Source organism: Vibrio sp. L85 (assembly GCF_963871815.1).
GTDB classification, from domain to species: domain Bacteria; phylum Pseudomonadota; class Gammaproteobacteria; order Enterobacterales; family Vibrionaceae; genus Vibrio; species Vibrio harveyi.
Map to the genome: position 1 here is coordinate 43,271 of NZ_CAWMYL010000022.1, position 20,026 is coordinate 63,296.

Annotated in this window: 15 protein-coding genes; 12 read left to right on the plus strand and 3 right to left on the minus strand. The window is 45.2% G+C overall.

Going from position 1 to position 20,026, the window contains the following annotated elements; translation table 11 throughout:
- Positions 1-205 precede the first annotated feature (205 nt).
- From AACR11_RS04880 to AACR11_RS04890, 3 genes are all read left to right on the plus strand, one after another.
- Positions 206-2,644 carry a M9 family metallopeptidase gene (locus tag AACR11_RS04880; protein WP_029789110.1) on the plus strand — a complete coding sequence of 813 codons (2,439 nt, stop codon included), beginning with the start codon at positions 206-208 and terminating at the stop codon, positions 2,642-2,644.
- Between the two features lie 443 nt (positions 2,645-3,087).
- Positions 3,088-3,339 carry a hypothetical protein gene (locus tag AACR11_RS04885; RefSeq protein ID WP_029789111.1) on the plus strand — a complete coding sequence of 84 codons (252 nt, stop codon included), beginning with the start codon at positions 3,088-3,090 and terminating at the stop codon, positions 3,337-3,339.
- 444 nt (positions 3,340-3,783) lie between these two features.
- Entirely contained in the window at positions 3,784-4,812 is a 1,029-nt protein-coding gene (locus AACR11_RS04890) for a metal-dependent hydrolase (RefSeq protein WP_079325582.1), read from the plus strand.
- Positions 4,813-5,026: 214 nt separating this feature from the next.
- On the opposite strand, the gene miaE is transcribed toward AACR11_RS04890, so the two are convergent.
- Together miaE and AACR11_RS04900 are read right to left on the minus strand one after the other, a co-directional pair.
- On the minus strand, positions 5,027-5,806 hold the full coding sequence (gene miaE / locus AACR11_RS04895; protein ID WP_009698199.1) for a tRNA isopentenyl-2-thiomethyl-A-37 hydroxylase MiaE: 780 nt from the start codon (positions 5,804-5,806) through the stop codon (positions 5,027-5,029).
- A gap of 126 nt (positions 5,807-5,932) precedes the next feature.
- Positions 5,933-6,697: a hypothetical protein gene (locus AACR11_RS04900; RefSeq protein WP_005450816.1), complete on the minus strand. Its 765-nt coding sequence runs from the start codon at positions 6,695-6,697 to the stop codon at positions 5,933-5,935.
- Between the two features lie 339 nt (positions 6,698-7,036).
- On the opposite strand from AACR11_RS04900, the gene cysB reads away from it, so the two are divergent.
- Together cysB and AACR11_RS04910 are read left to right on the plus strand one after the other, a co-directional pair.
- On the plus strand, positions 7,037-8,011 hold the full coding sequence (gene cysB / locus AACR11_RS04905) for an HTH-type transcriptional regulator CysB (RefSeq protein ID WP_005450814.1): 975 nt from the start codon (positions 7,037-7,039) through the stop codon (positions 8,009-8,011).
- A gap of 53 nt (positions 8,012-8,064) precedes the next feature.
- A complete protein-coding gene (locus AACR11_RS04910; protein ID WP_017188210.1) occupies positions 8,065-9,261 on the plus strand; it encodes a methyltransferase in 1,197 nt (398 codons plus the stop codon).
- A 93-nt stretch (positions 9,262-9,354) separates the two neighbouring features.
- Here the strand turns inward: AACR11_RS04910 and ald are convergent, their stop codons facing one another.
- Complete coding sequence (gene ald / locus AACR11_RS04915; RefSeq protein ID WP_005450810.1) at positions 9,355-10,479, minus strand: alanine dehydrogenase; 1,125 nt, start codon at positions 10,477-10,479, stop codon at positions 9,355-9,357.
- Positions 10,480-10,635: 156 nt separating this feature from the next.
- Between ald and lrp the strand changes: the two genes are divergently transcribed.
- From lrp to AACR11_RS04955, 7 genes are all read left to right on the plus strand, one after another.
- Positions 10,636-11,130, plus strand: coding sequence for a leucine-responsive transcriptional regulator Lrp (gene lrp, locus AACR11_RS04920; RefSeq protein WP_005437169.1), 495 nt, complete (start codon positions 10,636-10,638; stop codon positions 11,128-11,130).
- Between the two features lie 152 nt (positions 11,131-11,282).
- The gene (locus AACR11_RS04925; RefSeq protein ID WP_029789114.1) at positions 11,283-14,564 is read left to right on the plus strand and encodes a DNA translocase FtsK; all 3,282 of its coding nucleotides are present in this window, start codon (positions 11,283-11,285) and stop codon (positions 14,562-14,564) included.
- 61 nt (positions 14,565-14,625) lie between these two features.
- A complete protein-coding gene (lolA, locus tag AACR11_RS04930) occupies positions 14,626-15,252 on the plus strand; it encodes an outer membrane lipoprotein chaperone LolA (RefSeq protein WP_009699192.1) in 627 nt (208 codons plus the stop codon).
- The gene (locus AACR11_RS04935; protein WP_029789115.1) at positions 15,253-16,608 is read left to right on the plus strand and encodes a replication-associated recombination protein A; all 1,356 of its coding nucleotides are present in this window, start codon (positions 15,253-15,255) and stop codon (positions 16,606-16,608) included.
- Positions 16,609-16,700: 92 nt separating this feature from the next.
- Positions 16,701-18,008 (plus strand): serine--tRNA ligase, encoded by a 1,308-nt coding sequence (gene serS / locus AACR11_RS04940; protein ID WP_005450806.1) that lies wholly within the window; start codon positions 16,701-16,703, stop codon positions 18,006-18,008.
- A 203-nt stretch (positions 18,009-18,211) separates the two neighbouring features.
- Entirely contained in the window at positions 18,212-19,114 is a 903-nt protein-coding gene (locus AACR11_RS04945; RefSeq protein WP_029789116.1) for an N-acetylmuramidase domain-containing protein, read from the plus strand.
- Between the two features lie 561 nt (positions 19,115-19,675).
- Positions 19,676-19,942 carry a DksA/TraR family C4-type zinc finger protein gene (locus AACR11_RS04955; RefSeq protein ID WP_005450802.1) on the plus strand — a complete coding sequence of 89 codons (267 nt, stop codon included), beginning with the start codon at positions 19,676-19,678 and terminating at the stop codon, positions 19,940-19,942.
- Positions 19,943-20,026 lie beyond the last annotated feature (84 nt).

Consider the following 20,026-nt stretch of genomic DNA (forward strand, 5'->3'; position numbering starts at 1 on the left):
TGATTGCGACCTGTAAAAAAGCTCAGTGAGGATTCTTGCTGAGCTTTTTTATTTGAATTCATAAGTTTATCAATATTTTGTAAAACGTTTTCGTTTAAATATTTCTGAACTAACTTCATAAAAAATTATGCCATCAATTGCACTTAATTGTGCAAGGAGAATATAAATCACCGCTCAAACATATAACTAATTAATGAGTGTTGTTATGTCTCATACCCGTCTATTCCCACGTCATCGCTTGGCGCTAGCTTGCATGCTTGCCAGTGTTCCCAGTTTCTCATTTGCCCAAGAACAATGTGATGTTGCTGATCTTCAGCACGCGGTTGACCTCGCTTCCGCAGTGTCTGCTGCCGACTATCACTGTTACAGCTCTTGGTTTTCTGCTCCTGCTGACTCGTTAAATGATATTTACACCGAAGCGAGCTTGAGTCGCATTCAAACTGTATTAAATCAAGAAATTACTCGTTACCGAGGTGACGCCGAGCAAGCGCGTAAGTTAGAAAACTTAGGTGAATTTGTGCGTGCTGCTTACTATGTGCGCTATAACGCGCAGCAACCGAATTTCTCTCAAGCTCTGAGCCAACGCTTTGCGCAGTCAATAAATGCGTTTCTTGCTAACCCACACGCGCTTGATCAAGGTCGCGAACAAGTGGGGGCGATGAAGAGTTTGACCTTAATGGTCGATAACGTAAGACAATTACCGTTGACCATGGATGCTCAGCTCACTGCTCTTCGTCACTTTAATCGCGAGACGGCAAAAGATACGCAGTGGGTGGCTGGGCTGAACAATCTATTCCGAGCCATGGCAGGTCATGCGTCGAAGGATGATTTTTATCGTTACATGGCAAGTCACACACAGCACATCGATACCTTAGCTGCCTTTGCTCGTGATAACGCTTGGGCGCTTGATACTGATGCTAGCTTCCTCGTGTACAACGCGGTACGTGAAACTGGTCGTTTGCTAGCAAGTCCGGATAAAGCGACTAAAGAAAAAGCACTACGTGTAATGCAGCAAATGATGGTGCAAAACCCGTTGGGTAGCAAACACGACAAACTTTGGTTAGCGGCAGTTGAGATGATGAGCTATTACGCGCCGGAAGGGTTGAATGGTCTCGATTTAGACCAAGCAAAACATGATTTAGCTGCGCGTGTTTTACCGAATCGTCATGAGTGTGATGGTCCTGCAATTATTCGCTCACAAGATCTGACCCAAGCTCAGGCGATAGAAGCATGTGACGTACTTTCTGCCAAAGAAGCGGACTTTCACCAAGTTGCGAATACCGGGAATCAGCCAGTGGCAGATGACCATAACGAACGGGTAGAAGTGGCGGTGTTTGCTAATAATGGCAGCTACGTAGATTATTCATCTTTCTTATTTGGCAACACAACTGATAATGGTGGACAGTACCTAGAAGGTAACCCATCAGAAGCCGGCAATGTGGCGCGCTTTGTCGCTTATCGTTACGCCAATGGTGATGAGCTTTCTATTCTCAATCTAGAGCATGAGTACACCCATTATCTGGATGCAAGATTCAACCAATACGGTTCGTTTAGCGATAACTTGGCACATGGCTATGTTGTTTGGTGGTTAGAAGGTTTCGCTGAATACATGCATTACAAACAAGGCTATGACGCAGCGATTGGTTTGATTGACAATGGAAAGATGAGTTTGTCGGATGTGTTTGCAACCACTTACTCTCATGATTCCAACCGTATTTATCGCTGGGGTTACCTAGCTGTGCGTTTTATGTTGGAAGAGCATCCTCAGGAAGTGGACACTCTGCTGGCGCTTTCGCGTGCTGGTGAGTTTAAGCAATGGGCGCTGCAAGTGCAGGTATTCGGTCAGCAATACAACGGCGAGTTTGACCGCTGGTTAGATTCTGTTGCTAACCAACCAGAGCAGCCAGACCCAAATCCAGATACCAAGCCAGACGAGCCGACAGACCCTTCTGATCAAGTCACGGCGCTAGCGACCAACCAAAGCGTGGTAATTAGTGGGGAAGCATACAGTGAGCAATTGTTCTATGTTGACGTTCCAGAGAAGAGCACACACTTTGAAGTCGCGTTGCAAGGTGAGAATCAAGGTGATGCAGACCTTTACATGAGCTTTGAGAAAGAAGCGCATTACTACGATTTTGAATTCAGCCAGTACGCAGATGGTAGTAATGAGGTCGTCACTTTTGAGACCGAACCTTCTGGCTACATTAAACCTGGTCGATACTACATCACCATTGCTGGTCGTACTGAATTTAATGCTGTGACTCTGGTTGCGACGCTAGAGACAGAAGCAGAAACACCCCCAACACAAGAACAAGATGATTTAGCGCCTGTAGTGTTGGAATCTGGTCAGGCAAAGACCTTAACTGTGCATCAACAACGTTACGCTGCGGTATATGTTCCGCAAGGCGTAAAAGAAGTTCGCGTATGGTTAAGTGATAAAAATAACAATGACGAAAATGGCAATGTTGACCTCTACGCTAGCCGAGCGTACTGGCCGACAGTAGAACAGCACGAATATGCATCAAACTACTGGGGCAGCAATGAATATCTGCAAATTCCAGTTACCGAAGCTGGTTACTTGCATTTCTCATTAAATGCTAAGCAGCAAGGGGATGATGTCGAGATGCTGGTATATTTTTACTGAACTATACCCAAGTAACCTTGAGATGCTAGGTTCAGTGAGAATGACTTGGTTTGTAGACGCGGCGGCGATTTAGCGATCTAGTCACTTTAAATTAAGCCAAAGCCGGACGTAGTTGTCCGGCTTTTTCGTATCAAGATTCTGAGCTTCTATATTTCTTCGGCAGAGTAGGTAAGTGGTTCTGCGATGTACGTTTATTTTGTCTGCTTCTCTTACTATCGATATCTCTTTATGTCCTCTACGAGCGGCTGACATTGCTTGTCTAGCTATATCGATTGTCTAGTTATGATGATTAAAAACAATCATTTAAACCAATGTGCGGTAAATCATGTTTTGCTATTTTATGACGTGATGCTGCAATAAAGTTGTCATGTTTGGGCTATAAGTTGTGCGACTTAAATGAGCGAGCTAAATGGCTCAACACTCAACCTGAAGATTAGAGAATCATGGTAAAAGCTGTAAACCCAACGGATGAAATCATCATTAAGTTGCTTCAACACCAAGGCTGTATCAAAAGCGAAGCAGAAGTTCTTTTAAAGAAAGAGGTCTACCGTCTCAAGCCAGACGAAATTGAGAAAGTGAAAAACTATGCACAGCATTTCGGTATCGATGCGAAAGAAAAACTCATTGATGAGATCTTGGAGCTTCGAAGAGAAACGCTGTTAAAGAAGATTACCAGCACTGAGGTGCCGAACTAGCCTAAGGTGATGCTCAATCCTGTCTCGACATTTGATCGACTTCTATACCCAAGTAACCTCGAGATGCTCGGTTCAGCGAGAATGACTGGGTTTGTAGACGAGGCGGCGATTTAAAGGTCTAGCGGGTCTAAATCAAGAATCGACAACAAAGTATACAAGCCCAGTCAACTCGCCCTTTGGGAGCGTGTCATTGACCCGATTGCTGCGTCAAACAACTTGGAAAGAGCGGGCTATTACGCTACGTTGTTTTCCTTGCTTGCTTTCGGTAAAAACAGAGAATCAATGACAACGCTCTGAATCCTGCATCTTGAAGTCACTTGGGTATATTGTGTAAAAGTAAGTAAATAAGAGAGTGAAATAAGGCGAGTTGTTTGACTCCTATCGGAATGCGTTTTAGTTTTCGGCTTAATCAATCTTTGTCATGAATAGGTTTAGATAGCCAGTATGGACTCAATTACTCAAGCAGCATTAGGGGCAACGGTTGCAGGTGCAATAGCCGGCAAACGCTGCAATGCGAAAGTGTTATTAACGGGCGCAGCGCTCGGAACCTTGCCTGACCTAGATGTGATCCTTGATTATGGTGATGCAGTCCAAAATACGATTAAGCACCGTGGATTCTCTCACTCTTTACTTGTTTTACCTCCTTTCGCGTTGCTGATTTCTTGGCTGTACTGTCGATGGAGACCAGACACATTCTGGACGTTGTCTCGAGTATTTTTTCTGACTGTGAGTGTTTTGGTTACGCACACTTTATTGGATGCGATGACAACCTACGGCACCCAGTTAATATGGCCTTTTGAGGGCTATTTTGAGCTACGGAACGTCTTCATCATTGATCCGCTTTACACCTTACCTCTACTGGTCGCAATTGGTGTCGCTCTGTTTTCTAAATCGCGTGGTGGACAGTGGTGCCAAACGGTTGTGCTGATCTCGACACTTTATCTGGGGTGGGGTTACGCTTCACAGCAGATCATTGCTTCCCGAGTGGAGCAAAACTTAATGACGCAGAGCCTACCAAATCAACAGGTGCTGATTACACCGACACCATTTAATACTCTGCTTTGGCGTGTGGTCGTGATGGATGATGGTAAATATTGGGAAGGTTTGGCATCAGTTTTCGACAATAGCGAACGCATTGATTTTGTCTCACATCCTCTAGGCAGTTGGCCACTAGAGGACAAACCGGATACGTTAAAAGGGCTTCAGGCGTTTTCACACAACTACCTTAACTATCGTGTAGAGAATGATGCATTGATTGTGACTGATTTACGATTAGGTATGTCTAACAATCTTTCCTTTGAGTTTGTTTTCGCCGAGAAGAGCCAAAGCGGGGAATGGCAGTTGTTGGAATCGACACAACGTTACCCAAGTGAGCGAAGCTTAGATTTGTTAGGGCAGCTGTGGGAAAGGCTGAAAGGCGATCAAACCATTGATGCGAATTTACAACGTATGGAGCTGAACGCACGTTCTTAGTTGGCGAGTAAAAGAGCTCCCCAACTCGCTCGTCCCTCACTCTTGAGGATGACGACGTTAGAATTGCTAACGCAACATAATGTCATTTCCAAAAGCGACGAAAGGGCGCAGTCAGGAATGTCTATGGAACACTGAGTTACAGCAAGTGCCGAACCAGATACAGAAAAGCCGGATGTGATGTCCGGCTTTTTGCTATTTACTTCAGGTTCGCAACTTAAGCTGCTAGTACAGGCACACCACTGTGAAACTTAAAATCGTCGTCTGGAGTTGAAATCAGCTCGGCTTCGATACGACCAAACTCTGCCACGCGCTCGCTAATATCTTTACCCGCGATTTGTTCTGCCAGAATCAAATAATCCTGATAATGACGCGCCTCTGAACGCAGCAGAGAAACATAAAACTTGGCAATATCTTCATCCATATGCGGAGCCAGTTTAGCGAAACGCTCACACGAACGCGCTTCGATGTAAGCACCGATGATGAGCTTATCAATCAAGGTTTCTGGTTCATGCGTTTTCATGTGTGAAATTAAGGTTTTTGCGTAGCGGCTTGCTGGAATGTTCTGGTACTCAATGCCACGGCTTTCCATGATTTCGAGCACTTGGTAGAAGTGGTGCAACTCTTCTTTGATCAGCAGAACCATCTTATCGATCAGATCCTGACTGTATGGTGAATCAGACTTAGCGATGATGGCTTTAGAAATATTGCTCTTACCTTTTAGTGTCTCTAATGACCCCGTTTTACGGTAAGCGAAATCTTCGTAGGGTTTAAACCAGTCGAGCAGGGCGTGTGAACTTGCTTTGTCTACGGCGTATTTACGGATCAAGAACATCGCAGACTGACCCGCTTTCAGCTCGCACAGTAGATGGTCTAATAAAATGGTTTGAAGGTTTTCTGGCTTCTTTGCTTCCTCAACCCACTCATCTGGGGTGCTGCACTGCAAGAATTGGTTAATTGGAGCAAGAAGATCCTGATAGGCGTCGAGATTCATCATTTTAATTTTTAGTACTTTACATTCAAATTTGGGTTATTCAGCTTGTGTCATTTTCAGAGTAATAAGACACAAAAAAGGCTGCAAACGCAGCCTTTAATCGGATAGGGCGGAAAGCTTGTGGAGAGTTTACCACTTTTTCTTTTCACCGAAGAGCGCATCCATATCACTGTCACGCTCTTTATCGGCAATTTGCTGCATTTCTGCGTCGTTCTTGTCCTGGCGTTTCTTATCAAGATCACCAAGCATTTCTTCAAGCTTTTGTTTTGCTTGAACTGAGTAAGCATCATTTTTTGTGCTCAGAGCATCAATACCTTTACGAAGCAATTGCAGAGCGGTACCAGGCTGACCACGAGCAATCGAATCGTTTGCACGCTTAATGACGTTTTCGATGTTAATACGAATCTGCATGGTTTCCAGACGCGCGTTTTCAGTCACATAAGTTTGTGTGTCGAGCCGACCTTTGTTGTGCTCGTTACGAACGGTGTCACGCAGGCGTTTTACCAGTTTCAGCATCAAGATAGCTTGCTTGTCGCTGCTTGGCATTTTAAACGTCGTGCTTTCGCCGCTTTGATTGCTCTCATTCAGTTGGGCGATCTGCTGTTTCATGTTCTCGACGCGCTGAACAAGTTGTTTGTTCTTCGGATCGAGGTCACGCATGCTTTCAAGCGCATCAAGAATGCGATTATTAAGACATAACAGTAAGTCCTTGCTGAAAGGAATATGATGAGCGTGTCCAATCAGCTCTTCTGTACCGTCAATCAGTGCCACGTAGCGAGCAGACTCTTGTCTTTTCGCTGTCTCTACTTTGACCTTGTACTGCAACATGATGTTATAGCCAAGGATCAGTACCAGTAGGATGACTACCAAAGCGATTATTAAACCAGTATTCATATCTTTGCGTCTGCTTTTTTACTTTTGTATGGCTAGCGTTCAAGAATACATGAATCTTATCTTTCTCGGCACCCTATTTGTTTGATTATTTTGCCCCAAACACGTTTTCCGACGTAAATAAGCATGGAATGCGGTGAGCTGTAAGAAAAAGCGAATTTTTAAAATTCAACTCTATGCATATTTAATCAAGGTGTTCGATTCGCTATGAGTTTGAGCTATAAGTTAGAAATTACTGTTCATTTAGTTGCTAACACGTTATAACTAATCATTATATCTACTCGGGCGAGTAGACAAGATAAGTATGACGTTATTATCTCAATCAATGAGTAAGGGATTACGATGAAGCTGCAACAACTGAAGTACATTGTTGAGGTTGTGAACCATAATCTGAATGTTTCTGCGACGGCAGAGAGCCTATATACCTCTCAGCCTGGTATCAGTAAGCAAGTTCGTTTGCTGGAAGATGAATTGGGTATTCAGATCTTTGAACGAAGTGGTAAACACTTAACGCAGGTGACACCCGCTGGTGAAGAAATCGTGCGAATTTCTCAAGAGATTCTGGCGCGAGTTGAAAGCATTAAGGCGGTTGCTGGTGAACATACTCACCCTGAAATGGGTACGTTGAACATTTCTACCACTCACACCCAAGCACGTTACGCACTTCCTGACGTGATCAAAGGCTTTACGGCACGTTACCCGAAAGTGTCGTTGCACATGCACCAAGGTACGCCTTCGCAAATGTCTGAAGCGATTGCGAAAGGTACGGCCAATTTCGCGATTGCGACAGAAGCTCTTCACCTTTACCAAGATGCCATTATGCTGCCTTGTTACCACTGGAATCGTTCGATCGTGGTACCAAAAGAACATCCATTGGCGAAGAAAGACACGGTAACCATTCACGATTTAGCAGCTTACCCATTGGTGACTTACGTGTTCGGCTTTACTGGTCGCTCTGAACTGGATACGGCATTTAACCGCGAAGGTTTGACGCCGCGCGTTGTGTTCACTGCGACAGATGCTGACGTGATTAAAACTTACGTTCGTATGGGCATTGGAGTCGGTGTGATTGCAAGTATGGCGGTTGATGAAGACCAAGACAGCGATTTGGTTGCGATTGACGCAAGCCACTTGTTTGGTGCGAGTACGACAAGCATCGGTTTCCGTCGCGGTACCTTCCTACGTTCTTACATGTTCGACTTTATGGAGCGTTTTGCACCGCACTTGACTCGTCCGGTAGTTGAACAAGCGATTTCTCTGAAATCGAACTCGGAAATTGAAGAGATGTTTAAAGACATCGAGCTTCCGGTTAGATAACACTTCATTGATGTTTCGATTCCCTCTACAATGCGCTCGTTGTAGGGGGAGCTATGAAAACGCAATTTCAATTTATTAATGACTGCTTAATCGAAAACCAATCTTTGTGGCGATTCGAGCCATTTAAAAGCAGCGTTCACGTATCGTTACCTTGGCAAGAGCAACACCCTCAGTTGTGCCAATGGTTAGCGTCTCTTAGTCCCTCTCAAATCGAAGAATATAAAGCGGAACCAGAACTTGCGCTAAAAGCACTCAGTCCGTTTTTGCCTGAACTTGAACAACTCGCAGAACTTACTTTTTTAGAGCCACTAGATTTAAAGGGTTTGGAACTTGTCCGTGGTTTAGATAACGGCATCCCCGGTCGTAAGTTAGAGCAAATTAGCTCGATGGGCGAAGCGGCGATTCAGCATCATCACGGTGAAGAATGGCTTGAGTGGTGTTCAGGTAAAGGGTATTTGGGACGAATCCTGACAACGCAAACCGATCAACCTGTTACTAGTTTTGAATACCAGCAAGCGCTGTGTGATTCGGGGCAACAAGCGGCGAATGAACACCATTGGAAGATGACGTTTATTCAAGGTGATGCGTTCGATAGCAAAGCGAGAGCGGTGTTTAAACCGACGCAACACGCGGTAGCACTTCATGCCTGTGGTGATCTCCATGTTCGCTTAATGCAGTATGGAAGCGAGAATGGGATTGCTGCGATGACAATCTCACCTTGTTGTTACCATCTGATTCAGTCTGAGCAGTATCAGCCGATGTCGACGCAGGGCAGGGCTTCTTCTCTCTCATTGTCTAAGCAAGAACTGCGTATTCCGTTACAACAAACAGTAACGGGCGGAGAACGTGTGCGACGTCATCGTCAGCAGGAAATGGTGTTTCGTCTTGGGTTTGATTTGATCACACGACAAGCGTTGGGCATGGAAGAGTACCAACCAGTTCCAAGTGTGCGTAAGTCGCAATTAAGTGAAGGATTTGAATCTTTGTGTCGCTGGGCAGCGGACCAGAAAGGCATCGATCTCTCTGACCAAATCGAATTCGAACATTTCGAAAAGTTAGGCGAGAAGCGCTTTTGGCAAATGGAGCGTTTGAGCTTGGTTCAGTTGATGTTTCAACGACCGTTGGAGATTTGGCTTGCTTTGGACAAAGCACTTTATCTTGAAGAACGTGGTTATCGTGTTAGATTGGCAGAGTTTTGCGCTAAATCAGTCACACCTCGAAACATTTTAATTTGCGCTTATAAGGTTTAGTTATTTTTTATAATTAAATGCTCTATGCAAAAAAGCCCACTTTAATGTGGGCTTTTGTAAACAAAACGTGACAATTTGTGCGTTATTTTGTCATTAGTTGAACATTGCGATAGCTTGCGCTGGTTCAACGTATTCTAGGTCAAAGCTCTCAGCAACTTCTTTGCAAGTCACTTTACCGTGGATAACGTTTAGACCTTCAAGGAAACCTTTGTCTTCAAGAAGCGCTTCACGGTAGCCTTTGTTTGCTAGCTTCACGATGTATGGAAGCGTTGCGTTATTCAGTGCGAATGTTGAAGTACGAGCAACTGCACCTGGCATGTTTGCTACACAGTAGTGAACAACTTCGTCAACGATGTAAGTTGGGTCTGCGTGTGTTGTTGCGTGAGAAGTTTCGAAACAACCACCTTGGTCGATGGCTACGTCAACAACCGCCGCACCTGGCTTCATCTTAGCGATGTGCTCTTTTGTTACCAGTTTCGGTGCTGCTGCACCAGGGATTAGAACCGCGCCGATCACTAGGTCTGCTTCTAGAACATGCTTCTCGATAGCGTCTTCAGTAGAATAAACCACTTTAGCGCGACCTTGGAATTCTTCGTCTAGTTTACGTAGAGTATCTACGTTACGGTCTAGGATAGTTACGTCTGCACGAAGACCAACAGCCATACGAGCTGCGTTCGCGCCAACTACACCGCCGCCAACGACAACAACTTTCGCAGGCTCAACACCAGGTACGCCACCTAGTAGTAGACCGCGACCGCCGTGCGATTTTTCCAACGTTTGCGCACCTGCTTGAATAGACATCCGACCTGCCACTTCTGACATTGGTGCTAACAGTGGCAAACGACCCATATTATCTGTTACAGTCTCATACGCTATACAGACAGCTTTGCTCTTGATTAGCTCTTCAGTTTGTGGAAAATCTGGTGCTAGGTGTAAATAAGTAAATAAAATCTGCCCTTCGCGGAGCATTGCTCTCTCGACAGCTTGGGGTTCTTTTACTTTTACAATCATATCTGCTTTCGCAAACACGTCTGTAGCAGTAGGAAGAATGGATGCGCCTACAGCGATGTAATCATCGTCTGAAAAACCAATGCCGGCACCTGCATTGGTCTCAACCAAAACTTGGTGACCATGTGAGATTAGCTCTCTCACGCTAGCTGGGATCATACCCACACGGTATTCGTGGTTCTTGATTTCCTTAGGTACGCCAATGATCATCCTGTATCCTCTTTCTAAAATGGTTGTATTAACTGTTTGTAGGGTGTTATTGTCGAATTAATATCTAGTATAGATGTTGATTTGTAATATTTGGCACCAAATATTAAAAAGTTGTAGTATATTTTTTTGCAAGGAAGTAATAAGGTGGAATAAAAAATGGCAGACAACTATAAGAAGCCGTCCAAGGAACTAGACCGTATCGACCGCAACATTCTTAATGAACTGCAGAAAGACGGTCGTATTTCGAACGTTGAACTTTCAAAACGTGTAGGACTTTCTCCAACGCCGTGTTTGGAGCGTGTGCGTCGCTTAGAGCGTCAAGGTTACATCACAGGGTACACTGCGCTATTAAACCCGCAGTTTCTCGATGCATCACTATTGGTATTCGTAGAAATTACGTTGAACCGTGGTGCACCAGATGTGTTCGAGCAGTTTAACGCAGCTGTTCAAAAACTAGACGACATCCAAGAGTGTCATCTTGTATCAGGTGATTTCGACTATCTTCTAAAGACCCGTGTATCTGATATGGGTGCTTACCGTCGACTACTAGGCGATACGTTACTACGTCTTCCTGGCGTAAATGACACTCGTACGTACGTCGTTATGGAAGAAGTGAAGCAAACTAACCAGCTTGTGATTAAAACTCGTTAAATTCTTGCAAAGAAAGCGGTAAATGCTTCCGCTTTCTCCATAGAGTAATTGGGTTTTTCTCTTTGATATGGTTAAATCAATTTACCGAGCGGCTTTGTGCCGCTCGGAATGTTTTGCTTATTCCTAATTCATTTCCATATTCAAGTTGATTTATGTTCAAAGAGAACGCAAAGAAAGTCGAAACCATTATCAAAACCAGTGAAGAGCCTCAGTCTTCACGTCTAAATGGCTTCCAACGCTTAAAAGAGTGCTGCTTTATCGTTGGCGTTCTTAGCTCGGTATTGTTGGCCGTTGCATTATTTACCTTTAGCCCAGCTGATCCGTCTTGGTCCCAAACTGCTTGGGGGGGAGAGATCAATAACGCTGGTGGCTTGTTCGGCGCTTGGTTAGCCGACACGCTATTCTTTACCTTTGGTTCCCTTGCGTACCCACTGCCATTCCTGTTGACAGCAGGAGCATGGGTGATTTGCCGTAAGCGTTCTGAAGACGATCCTATCGACCTTATGTTGTGGGGGACTCGTCTACTTGGGTTAGTTATCCTCATTCTTACCAGTTGTGGTCTTGCTGATATTAACTTTGACGACATTTGGTATTTCTCATCTGGTGGTGTCGTTGGTGACGTACTAACCAGTCTATCCTTACCTACACTCAATGTGTTGGGTACAACGCTTGTGCTTCTTTTCCTATGGGGAGCCGGCTTTACTCTGTTTACCGGTATTTCTTGGCTGAAGATTGTCGAATGGTTAGGTGACCGTGCGCTTGGCTTAGTTGCTGCTGTTACTAATAAAGCTCGTGGTACTGAGCAAGAAACGCTAGAGCCTCAATTAGACGAGTTCGCTGAGGACCGAGTCGTGAGTAAGCGCGGTCAAGATGATCTTGAAGATGAACCTCTGCCACACCTTACGGCTTATGATGTAGAAGAGCCGAAAGAAGAGGCGCCTGCACATGAATACCCGATCTACATGCCTCAATCTGCAGCGGAACAATCGAAACAGCAGTTTGCGACACAACCTATAGCGCAGCCAACGCCTCAACCAGCGGTTGTGAATGCAGCGCCACTACAATCTCAAGTTCAGCATCAGGCTCAAGAGCAAGCTCAATCTCAATCAGTTGAACCTGTTCGAGCAGTGAACACAGACAACGTGGATCCGACGGTTGAGCGTACTAAGCAACTGAATGTCACCATTGAGGAGCTAGAAGCGGCAGCGCAACAAGCTGACGACTGGGCTGATGAAACACCACAGGTTCAAGTATCACAAGCCCAAGAGCCAGTGGTTGCACCTATTGTGGCTCAGCCTGAAGCGCCACAGTCCGTTGCTCAAGAACCAGCTCCACAGCAAGTTGATCATCAACAAGCGCTACAAGAACCGTTTGTGGCACCTGAACCAACTGTCTTTGAACAGGTCGAGAATGAGCCAAGCTACGATGAGTATGCTCAGTTTGAAGCAGATCAGGCTCAACAGACCCAAGTTGTTCAAGAACAAGCATTGGTTCACGCGCCAATCGAACAGCCAACTACAGAGCAATCTTTACACGAAGAGCCTGTAATTAACGCAGCAGCTTTGGATAACATTGCAGAACAAACAGAGCCAAGCCAGCACATCGAGCCAACGATTTCGAACTTTGATGTCTTGGATGAAGAAGATGATTACCAAGCGCAGCAACCTGTACAGCAAGCTCAGCCTACACATGTTGAGCCGCAACAACCTGTTTCTCAGCCTGTACAACCGCAAGCTATACCAGAACAACCTATGCAGCACCAAGCCGCGCCTCAGTCGCAGTCGGCAGCACCAGCGCCTCAAGATGTCGAGGTAGAAGAGGTTCAAGAAGGTGACCAAGACGTAGCTGCGTTCCAAAACTTGGTTTCGAGCGCTCAAGCGAAAGTGGCTGCCCAGCAAAACCCATTCTTGGTACAGCAAGAGCAAAACTTGCCAGTACCAGCAGAGCCATTGCCAACGCTAGAATTGCTTTACCACCCAGAGAAACGCGACAACTTTATCGACCGTGACGCTTTGGAGGAGGTGGCTCGTTTGGTTGAAACCAAACTTGCAGATTACAAGATTAAAGCTGATGTAGTCGGTATTTACCCAGGTCCTGTTATTACTCGATTCGAGCTTGATTTGGCTCCAGGCGTAAAAGTGAGCCGTATTTCAGGTTTGTCTATGGACTTGGCTCGTGCATTGTCAGCAATGGCAGTACGTGTTGTCGAAGTTATTCCTGGCAAACCGTATGTGGGTCTAGAGTTGCCTAATATGAGCCGCCAAACCGTGTTCCTGTCTGATGTAATCAACAGTCCTCAATTTGAACAAGCAACCTCGCCGACAACAGTCGTTCTTGGTCAAGATATTGCTGGTGAAGCGGTTATTGCTGATATTGCGAAGATGCCTCACGTGTTAGTTGCGGGTACGACTGGTTCTGGTAAGTCGGTGGGTGTGAACGTCATGATCTTGAGTATGCTGTATAAAGCATCGCCTGAAGATCTGCGTTTCATCATGATCGACCCGAAAATGTTGGAACTTTCAATCTACGAAGGTATCCCTCATCTTCTTTCTGAAGTTGTAACGGACATGAAAGACGCGTCTAACGCGCTACGTTGGTGTGTAGGCGAGATGGAACGTCGTTATAAACTAATGTCGGCATTGGGCGTCCGTAATGTCAAAGGCTTCAACGAGAAGTTGAAGATGGCAGCAGAAGCGGGTCATCCAATTCATGACCCATTCTGGCAAGAAGGCGACAGCATGGACACTGAGCCACCGTTGCTAGAGAAACTGCCTTACATCGTTGTGGTTGTCGACGAATTTGCCGACCTAATGATGGTGGTAGGTAAGAAGGTTGAAGAACTGATTGCTCGTTTGGCACAGAAAGCGCGTGCGGCTGGTATTCACTTGATCCTTGCGACGCAGCGCCCATCGGTTGACGTTATTACCGGTCTGATTAAAGCGAACATTCCAACGCGTGTGGCATTTACAGTATCTACTAAGACTGACTCGCGCACGATTCTTGACCAAGGCGGTGCAGAATCACTACTCGGTATGGGTGACATGCTTTACCTACCTCCGGGTTCAAGCCATACAATCCGTGTTCACGGTGCGTTTGCGTCGGATGATGATGTTCACGCTGTTGTGAACAACTGGAAAGCGCGTGGTAAGCCTAATTACATCGACGAAATCATCAGTGGTGACCAAGGTCCAGAAAGTCTGCTTCCGGGTGAACAGATGGAATCGGATGAAGAAGTGGACCCATTGTTCGATCAAGTCGTAGAGCATGTGGTTCAATCTCGTCGTGGGTCGGTTTCTGGCGTACAACGTCGATTCAAGATTGGTTACAACCGAGCGGCTCGAATTGTTGAGCAGCTTGAAGCGCAAGGCATCGTAAGTGCTCCGGGTCATAACGGTAACCGTGAAGTACTGGCTCCTGCGCCACCAAAAGATTAATGAACTTGTGTTACTCACCTCAGTCCAACTGAGGTGAGTGGTTCTAACAATAGGTATCTGAATGAAAAAACTATTTTCAGCGAAACTTTTCTCTGCGCTTGTTTTAAGCTTTTCTCTCTTCTCTACTGCACATGCCGCGTCTCCTAAAGATGAATTAAACAAACGCCTGTCTATGAATGATGGCTTCAGTGCGGATTTCTCACAGCAAGTAATCAGCCCAGAAGGTGAAACAGTCATGGAAGGGGAAGGTACGGTTGAAATTGCTCGTCCAAGCCTGTTCCGCTGGAGCACGACATTCCCTGACGAAAACTTGCTGGTCTCTGATGGTAAAACACTGTGGTACTACAGCCCATTCATTGAACAAGTCAGCATCTACTGGCAAGAGCAAGCAACAGAGCAAACGCCATTTGTTTTGCTAACGCGTAATCGCGCAAGTGATTGGGATAACTACAAGATTTCTCAAAAAGGTGACGAGTTCACCCTCATTCCTACCGCAGTAGACTCCACACAAGGTCAATTCCAGATTAATATTGATGCAAAAGGTGTGGTGAAAGGCTTTAACGTAGTTGAGCAAGATGGTCAGAAGGGGCTGTTCAGCTTTAGCAACGTGAAGCTTGGCAAACCAAAAGCAGACAGATTCACCTTCACAATCCCAGATGGCGTGGAAGTGGATGATCAAAGGAATTAATTGGTAGTGAGCAATTACACATTAGATTTCTCGGGGGACGAAGATTTTCGTCCCCTTGCTGCTCGTATGAGACCGGAAACGATCGAACAATACATCGGACAGCAGCACATTTTAGGTCCTGGTAAGCCTTTACGTCGCGCGTTAGAGGCGGGTCATATTCACTCGATGATCTTGTGGGGACCACCAGGCACTGGCAAAACGACATTAGCGGAAGTGGCTGCAAACTATGCCAACGCAGAAGTAGAGCGTGTGTCTGCGGTGACGTCTGGTGTGAAAGAAATCCGTGCTGCAATCGAGAAAGCGCGTGAGAATAAAATGGCGGGTCGCCGTACCATCTTGTTTGTGGATGAGGTGCACCGCTTCAATAAATCTCAACAGGACGCGTTTTTACCTCATATTGAAGATGGAACCGTTACTTTTATCGGCGCGACCACAGAAAATCCATCGTTTGAGCTAAACAACGCATTGCTGTCACGTGCACGTGTGTACAAGCTGACTTCTTTAGATAAAGAAGAAATTTCATTAGCGTTGAACCAAGCCATTAGCGATAAAGAGCGTGGGTTGGGGAATACACCAGCACATTTCGCCGATAACGTATTAGATCGCTTAGCAGAACTGGTAAACGGTGATGCTCGCATGTCCCTCAATTACCTTGAGCTGCTCTATGATATGGCTGAGGATAATGCGCAGGGCGAAAAAGAGATCACTCTGAAGTTACTTGCGGAAGTAGCAGGGGAAAAGGTCTCTCGCTTTGATAACAAAGGCGACATTTGGTACGACTTAATCTCTGCGGTCCACAAATCCATTCGTGGCTCAAACCCTGATGCTGCGCTCTATTGGGCTGCGCGTATGATGGCTGCGGGTTGTGACCCTTTGTACATCGCACGCCGCCTGCTGGCTATTGCCTCTGAAGACGTAGGCAACGCAGATCCTCGCGCAATGCAAGTAGCCTTATCTGCTTGGGACTGTTTTACCCGTGTTGGTCCGGCAGAAGGTGAACGTGCGATTGCACAGGCGATCGTTTACTTAGCGTGCGCACCAAAAAGTAATGCCGTCTATGTGGCGTGGAAGCAAGCGCTCACAGATGCTCATAACTTACCTGAATATGAAGTGCCGCATCACCTTCGAAATGCGCCAACGAGTTTGATGAAAGACATGGGTTACGGTGCAGAATATCGTTATGCTCACGATGAGCCAGGAGCCTATGCCGCAGGTGAACAATATTTGCCGCCTGAGATGGGTGATCGTAAGTACTATCAGCCGACAAATCGTGGTCTAGAGACCAAAATCGGCGAAAAGTTAGATTACTTGGCTACTTTAGACGCAAATAGCCCACAAAAGCGCTATGAAAAGTAGGCGTTTTTGGATACATTTATTGCGTAAATTTTTTTAACGCGTACGCCTTGGAAAGTGCGCGTGATTTCACAACAAAAAGCATAGGATTAACAATGCTGGATTCTAAATTACTTCGTACAGAGCTGGATGAAACAGCTGCTAAACTGGCGCGTCGTGGCTTTAAGCTAGACGTAGAGACTATTCGTAAACTTGAAGAACAACGTAAGTCCATTCAAGTAGAAGTTGAAAATTTACAATCCACGCGTAACTCCATCTCCAAACAAATCGGCCAAAAAATGGCGGCTGGTGACAAAGAAGGCGCAGAAGAGATCAAGAAACAAATCGGTACTCTAGGTAGCGATCTTGATGCCAAGAAAGTTGAACTTGAGCAAGTAATGGCTCAACTAGACGAATTCACGCTTTCTGTGCCAAATATCCCAGCAGATGAAGTGCCAGATGGCAAAGATGAGAACGATAACGTAGAAATCTCTCGTTGGGGTGAGCCAAAATCTTACGACTTCGAACTGAAAGATCACGTTGACCTAGGCGAAATGGGTGACGGTCTAGACTTCGCAAGTGCAGTTAAGATCACTGGCGCACGTTTCATCGTGATGAAAGGTCAATTTGCTCGTCTACACCGTGCAATCGCTCAGTTCATGCTGGATCTTCACACAGAAGAACACGGCTACACTGAAATGTACGTACCTTACCTAGTAAACTCTGACAGCCTATTCGGTACCGGTCAGCTTCCTAAATTTGGTAAAGATCTTTTCCACACTGAGCCGCTAGTAGAAAAAGTAAACGACGAAGAGCCACGTAAACTGTCTCTAATCCCTACTGCAGAAGTGCCAGTAACGAACCTAGTTCGTGACACGATTTCTGACGAAGCGGATCTACCACTTAAGATGACGGCTCACACACCATGTTTCCGTTCTGAAGCTGGTTCTTACGGTCGTGATACTCGTGGTCTGATTCGTATGCACCAGTTCGACAAAGTTGAGCTAGTACAAATCACTAAACCAGAAGATTCAATGAACGCGCTAGAAGAGCTAACCGGTCATGCTGAGAAAGTTCTACAGCTTCTTGAACTTCCTTACCGTAAAGTGGTTCTGTGTACAGGTGACATGGGCTTCGGCGCTCGTAAAACTTACGACCTAGAAGTGTGGGTTCCTGCTCAAGAAACTTACCGTGAAATCTCTTCATGTTCTAACATGTGGGACTTCCAAGCTCGTCGTATGCAAGCGCGTTTCCGTCGTAAAGGCGAGAAGAAACCTGAGCTTGTACACACGCTAAATGGTTCTGGTCTAGCGGTTGGTCGTACCATGGTTGCTATCCTAGAAAACAACCAAGAAGCAGACGGTCGCATTGCAATCCCTACAGTACTTCAGAAGTACATGGCGGGCGCAACGCACATCGGTTAATTCATTGACCATTAGAACACCAAAACCCAGCCTTAGTGCTGGGTTTTTTGTTATCTGCGTCGAGTGAAAATACGTTGTTATGTAAATGTAGGATGAGGTATTGCATAGTTAGCCCAAATTATTAAAACCAGCCCCTAATGACATTTTTCTAAGCTTCATTGAGCGTGACAAGCTCCTCCAAAAGATAAAGAGGAGGTACTTTCATGGCTTCAATAAGAATAAGCGGCTCTGTTGGCTTGGGTGGTAAAAATGTGGATGGTGACATTCGTACGGTACAAAGGTCTATTAACCAATTGCTTGGTTCTTTAAAGGGAGTAAAGGAACTTAAAGTGGATGGGAAACTAGGCTCTAGACCGGAAAACTCCAAAACTGTCGGCGCAATTAAAGCTTTTCAGAAAAACCTTGTTGGGATGGCTCGTCCAGATGGAAGGATAGATGTGAATGGAAGAAGCCATCGTAAGCTGAATGATTATTTAAAACGAACACCTGAGACTGCGGTGGCATATACGTTACCTTTGGTTGGCTCAAGAGATGCGTTGACGGACTTGGATTATCGCAAAGTAGCTGAAACTCTTGGATGCGAAGTCGCTGCTATTAAAGCTGTAGCGGAAGTTGAGAGCCGAGGAGAAGCCTACTTTAGCAATGGTAAGCCAAAGATTTTGTTTGAGGCTCATATATTTTCGAGACTCACTTCAAGAGCCTACGATAACAGTCATCCAAGTATTTCAAGTCGGCATTGGAATCGAAGTCTTTATGCCGGTGGTATCTCAGAATACGTACGTTTAAATAAAGCGATTGAACTGAATTCAAATGCAGCAATCCGTTCCGCATCTTGGGGACGTTTCCAAATTATGGGCTTTAATTTCAAGTTAGCTGGTCATGTTACCGCTGAATCCTTTGTTAAAGCTGTATTCGAGTCGGAGAAGAAACAACTTGAGGCTTTTGTTACGTTTATCCAAAAGTCTGGCTTAGGTGAGCATATAAGAGATAAAAATTGGGCTGCCTTTGCTCATGGTTACAATGGTTCTGAGTATCAGAAAAATCAATACGACGTCAAATTAGAAAAGGCTTACAAAAAATATGCTTCGATTAAAAATGCTGCGTAACATTTCTTTGCTTGGACTTATTTTTAGTTCATCTGCTTGTGCTTCCAGCCACACTAATACTGCGCTATTTAAGTGTGATGCTTCACATCCTAACCGTCTAGAAATATCAATAGAAAACATAAACAGTCAGGTTCTACTGTCGGAGCTTAGCTTAGCTTAGGGGGGAGCAGTATTGAAAGATCATTAGTTATAAAGGACTTTAAATTAGACCATTATCATCGAGCGTTAGTAGATGAGAAGTCATTAGAATTTAGTATTGGTGAACGTGACATATTAATCAGTGAGTACTTTAGCGAGGAGTTTAATGAGGTGGAGAAAGTACTCAGTATTACTTTAAGGCAGTCAGGTCAAACTCAGTATTTTGAGTGTGAGGAAGGAAGTACGAGTAACCTGACATCACTTTTCGAAAAGACGTCCGACTAATTAATTCAGTACAAGATTATTACCAAAGCGTAATAGTGTTTTCGAATTTACCCTGATTATCTTGTTATTTGTAATCGATATAATCATCCACCTTACCACGGTAAGTAGATTTTCTCATTCAAGTAACGAGGAGGGCTTATGGCAGTAGGGTGGGCAAATGACGATAGTGTCAGCCAACAGATTCAACATACCATCGACGATGAAATTTCCCGTGTTCGAGGCAATATTAAGCAGGGAGAAAGCGCCCACTATTGTGATGAGTGCGGAGATGAAATTCCAGAAGCGCGTCGAACAGCAATGAAAGGCGTTCGTCTTTGTATCGAATGCCAGTCAACGATCGAATTGGTGTCGCAACGCCAAGCACTGTTCAATCGACGAGCGAGTAAAGACAGTCAACTTCGATAGCTTTCCTTGAGTCAATGACAAGAAAACGGTTTGAGTAGCAATTCAAACCGTTCTTATTTGTCTCTTTGTCACAGTGTCCTACGT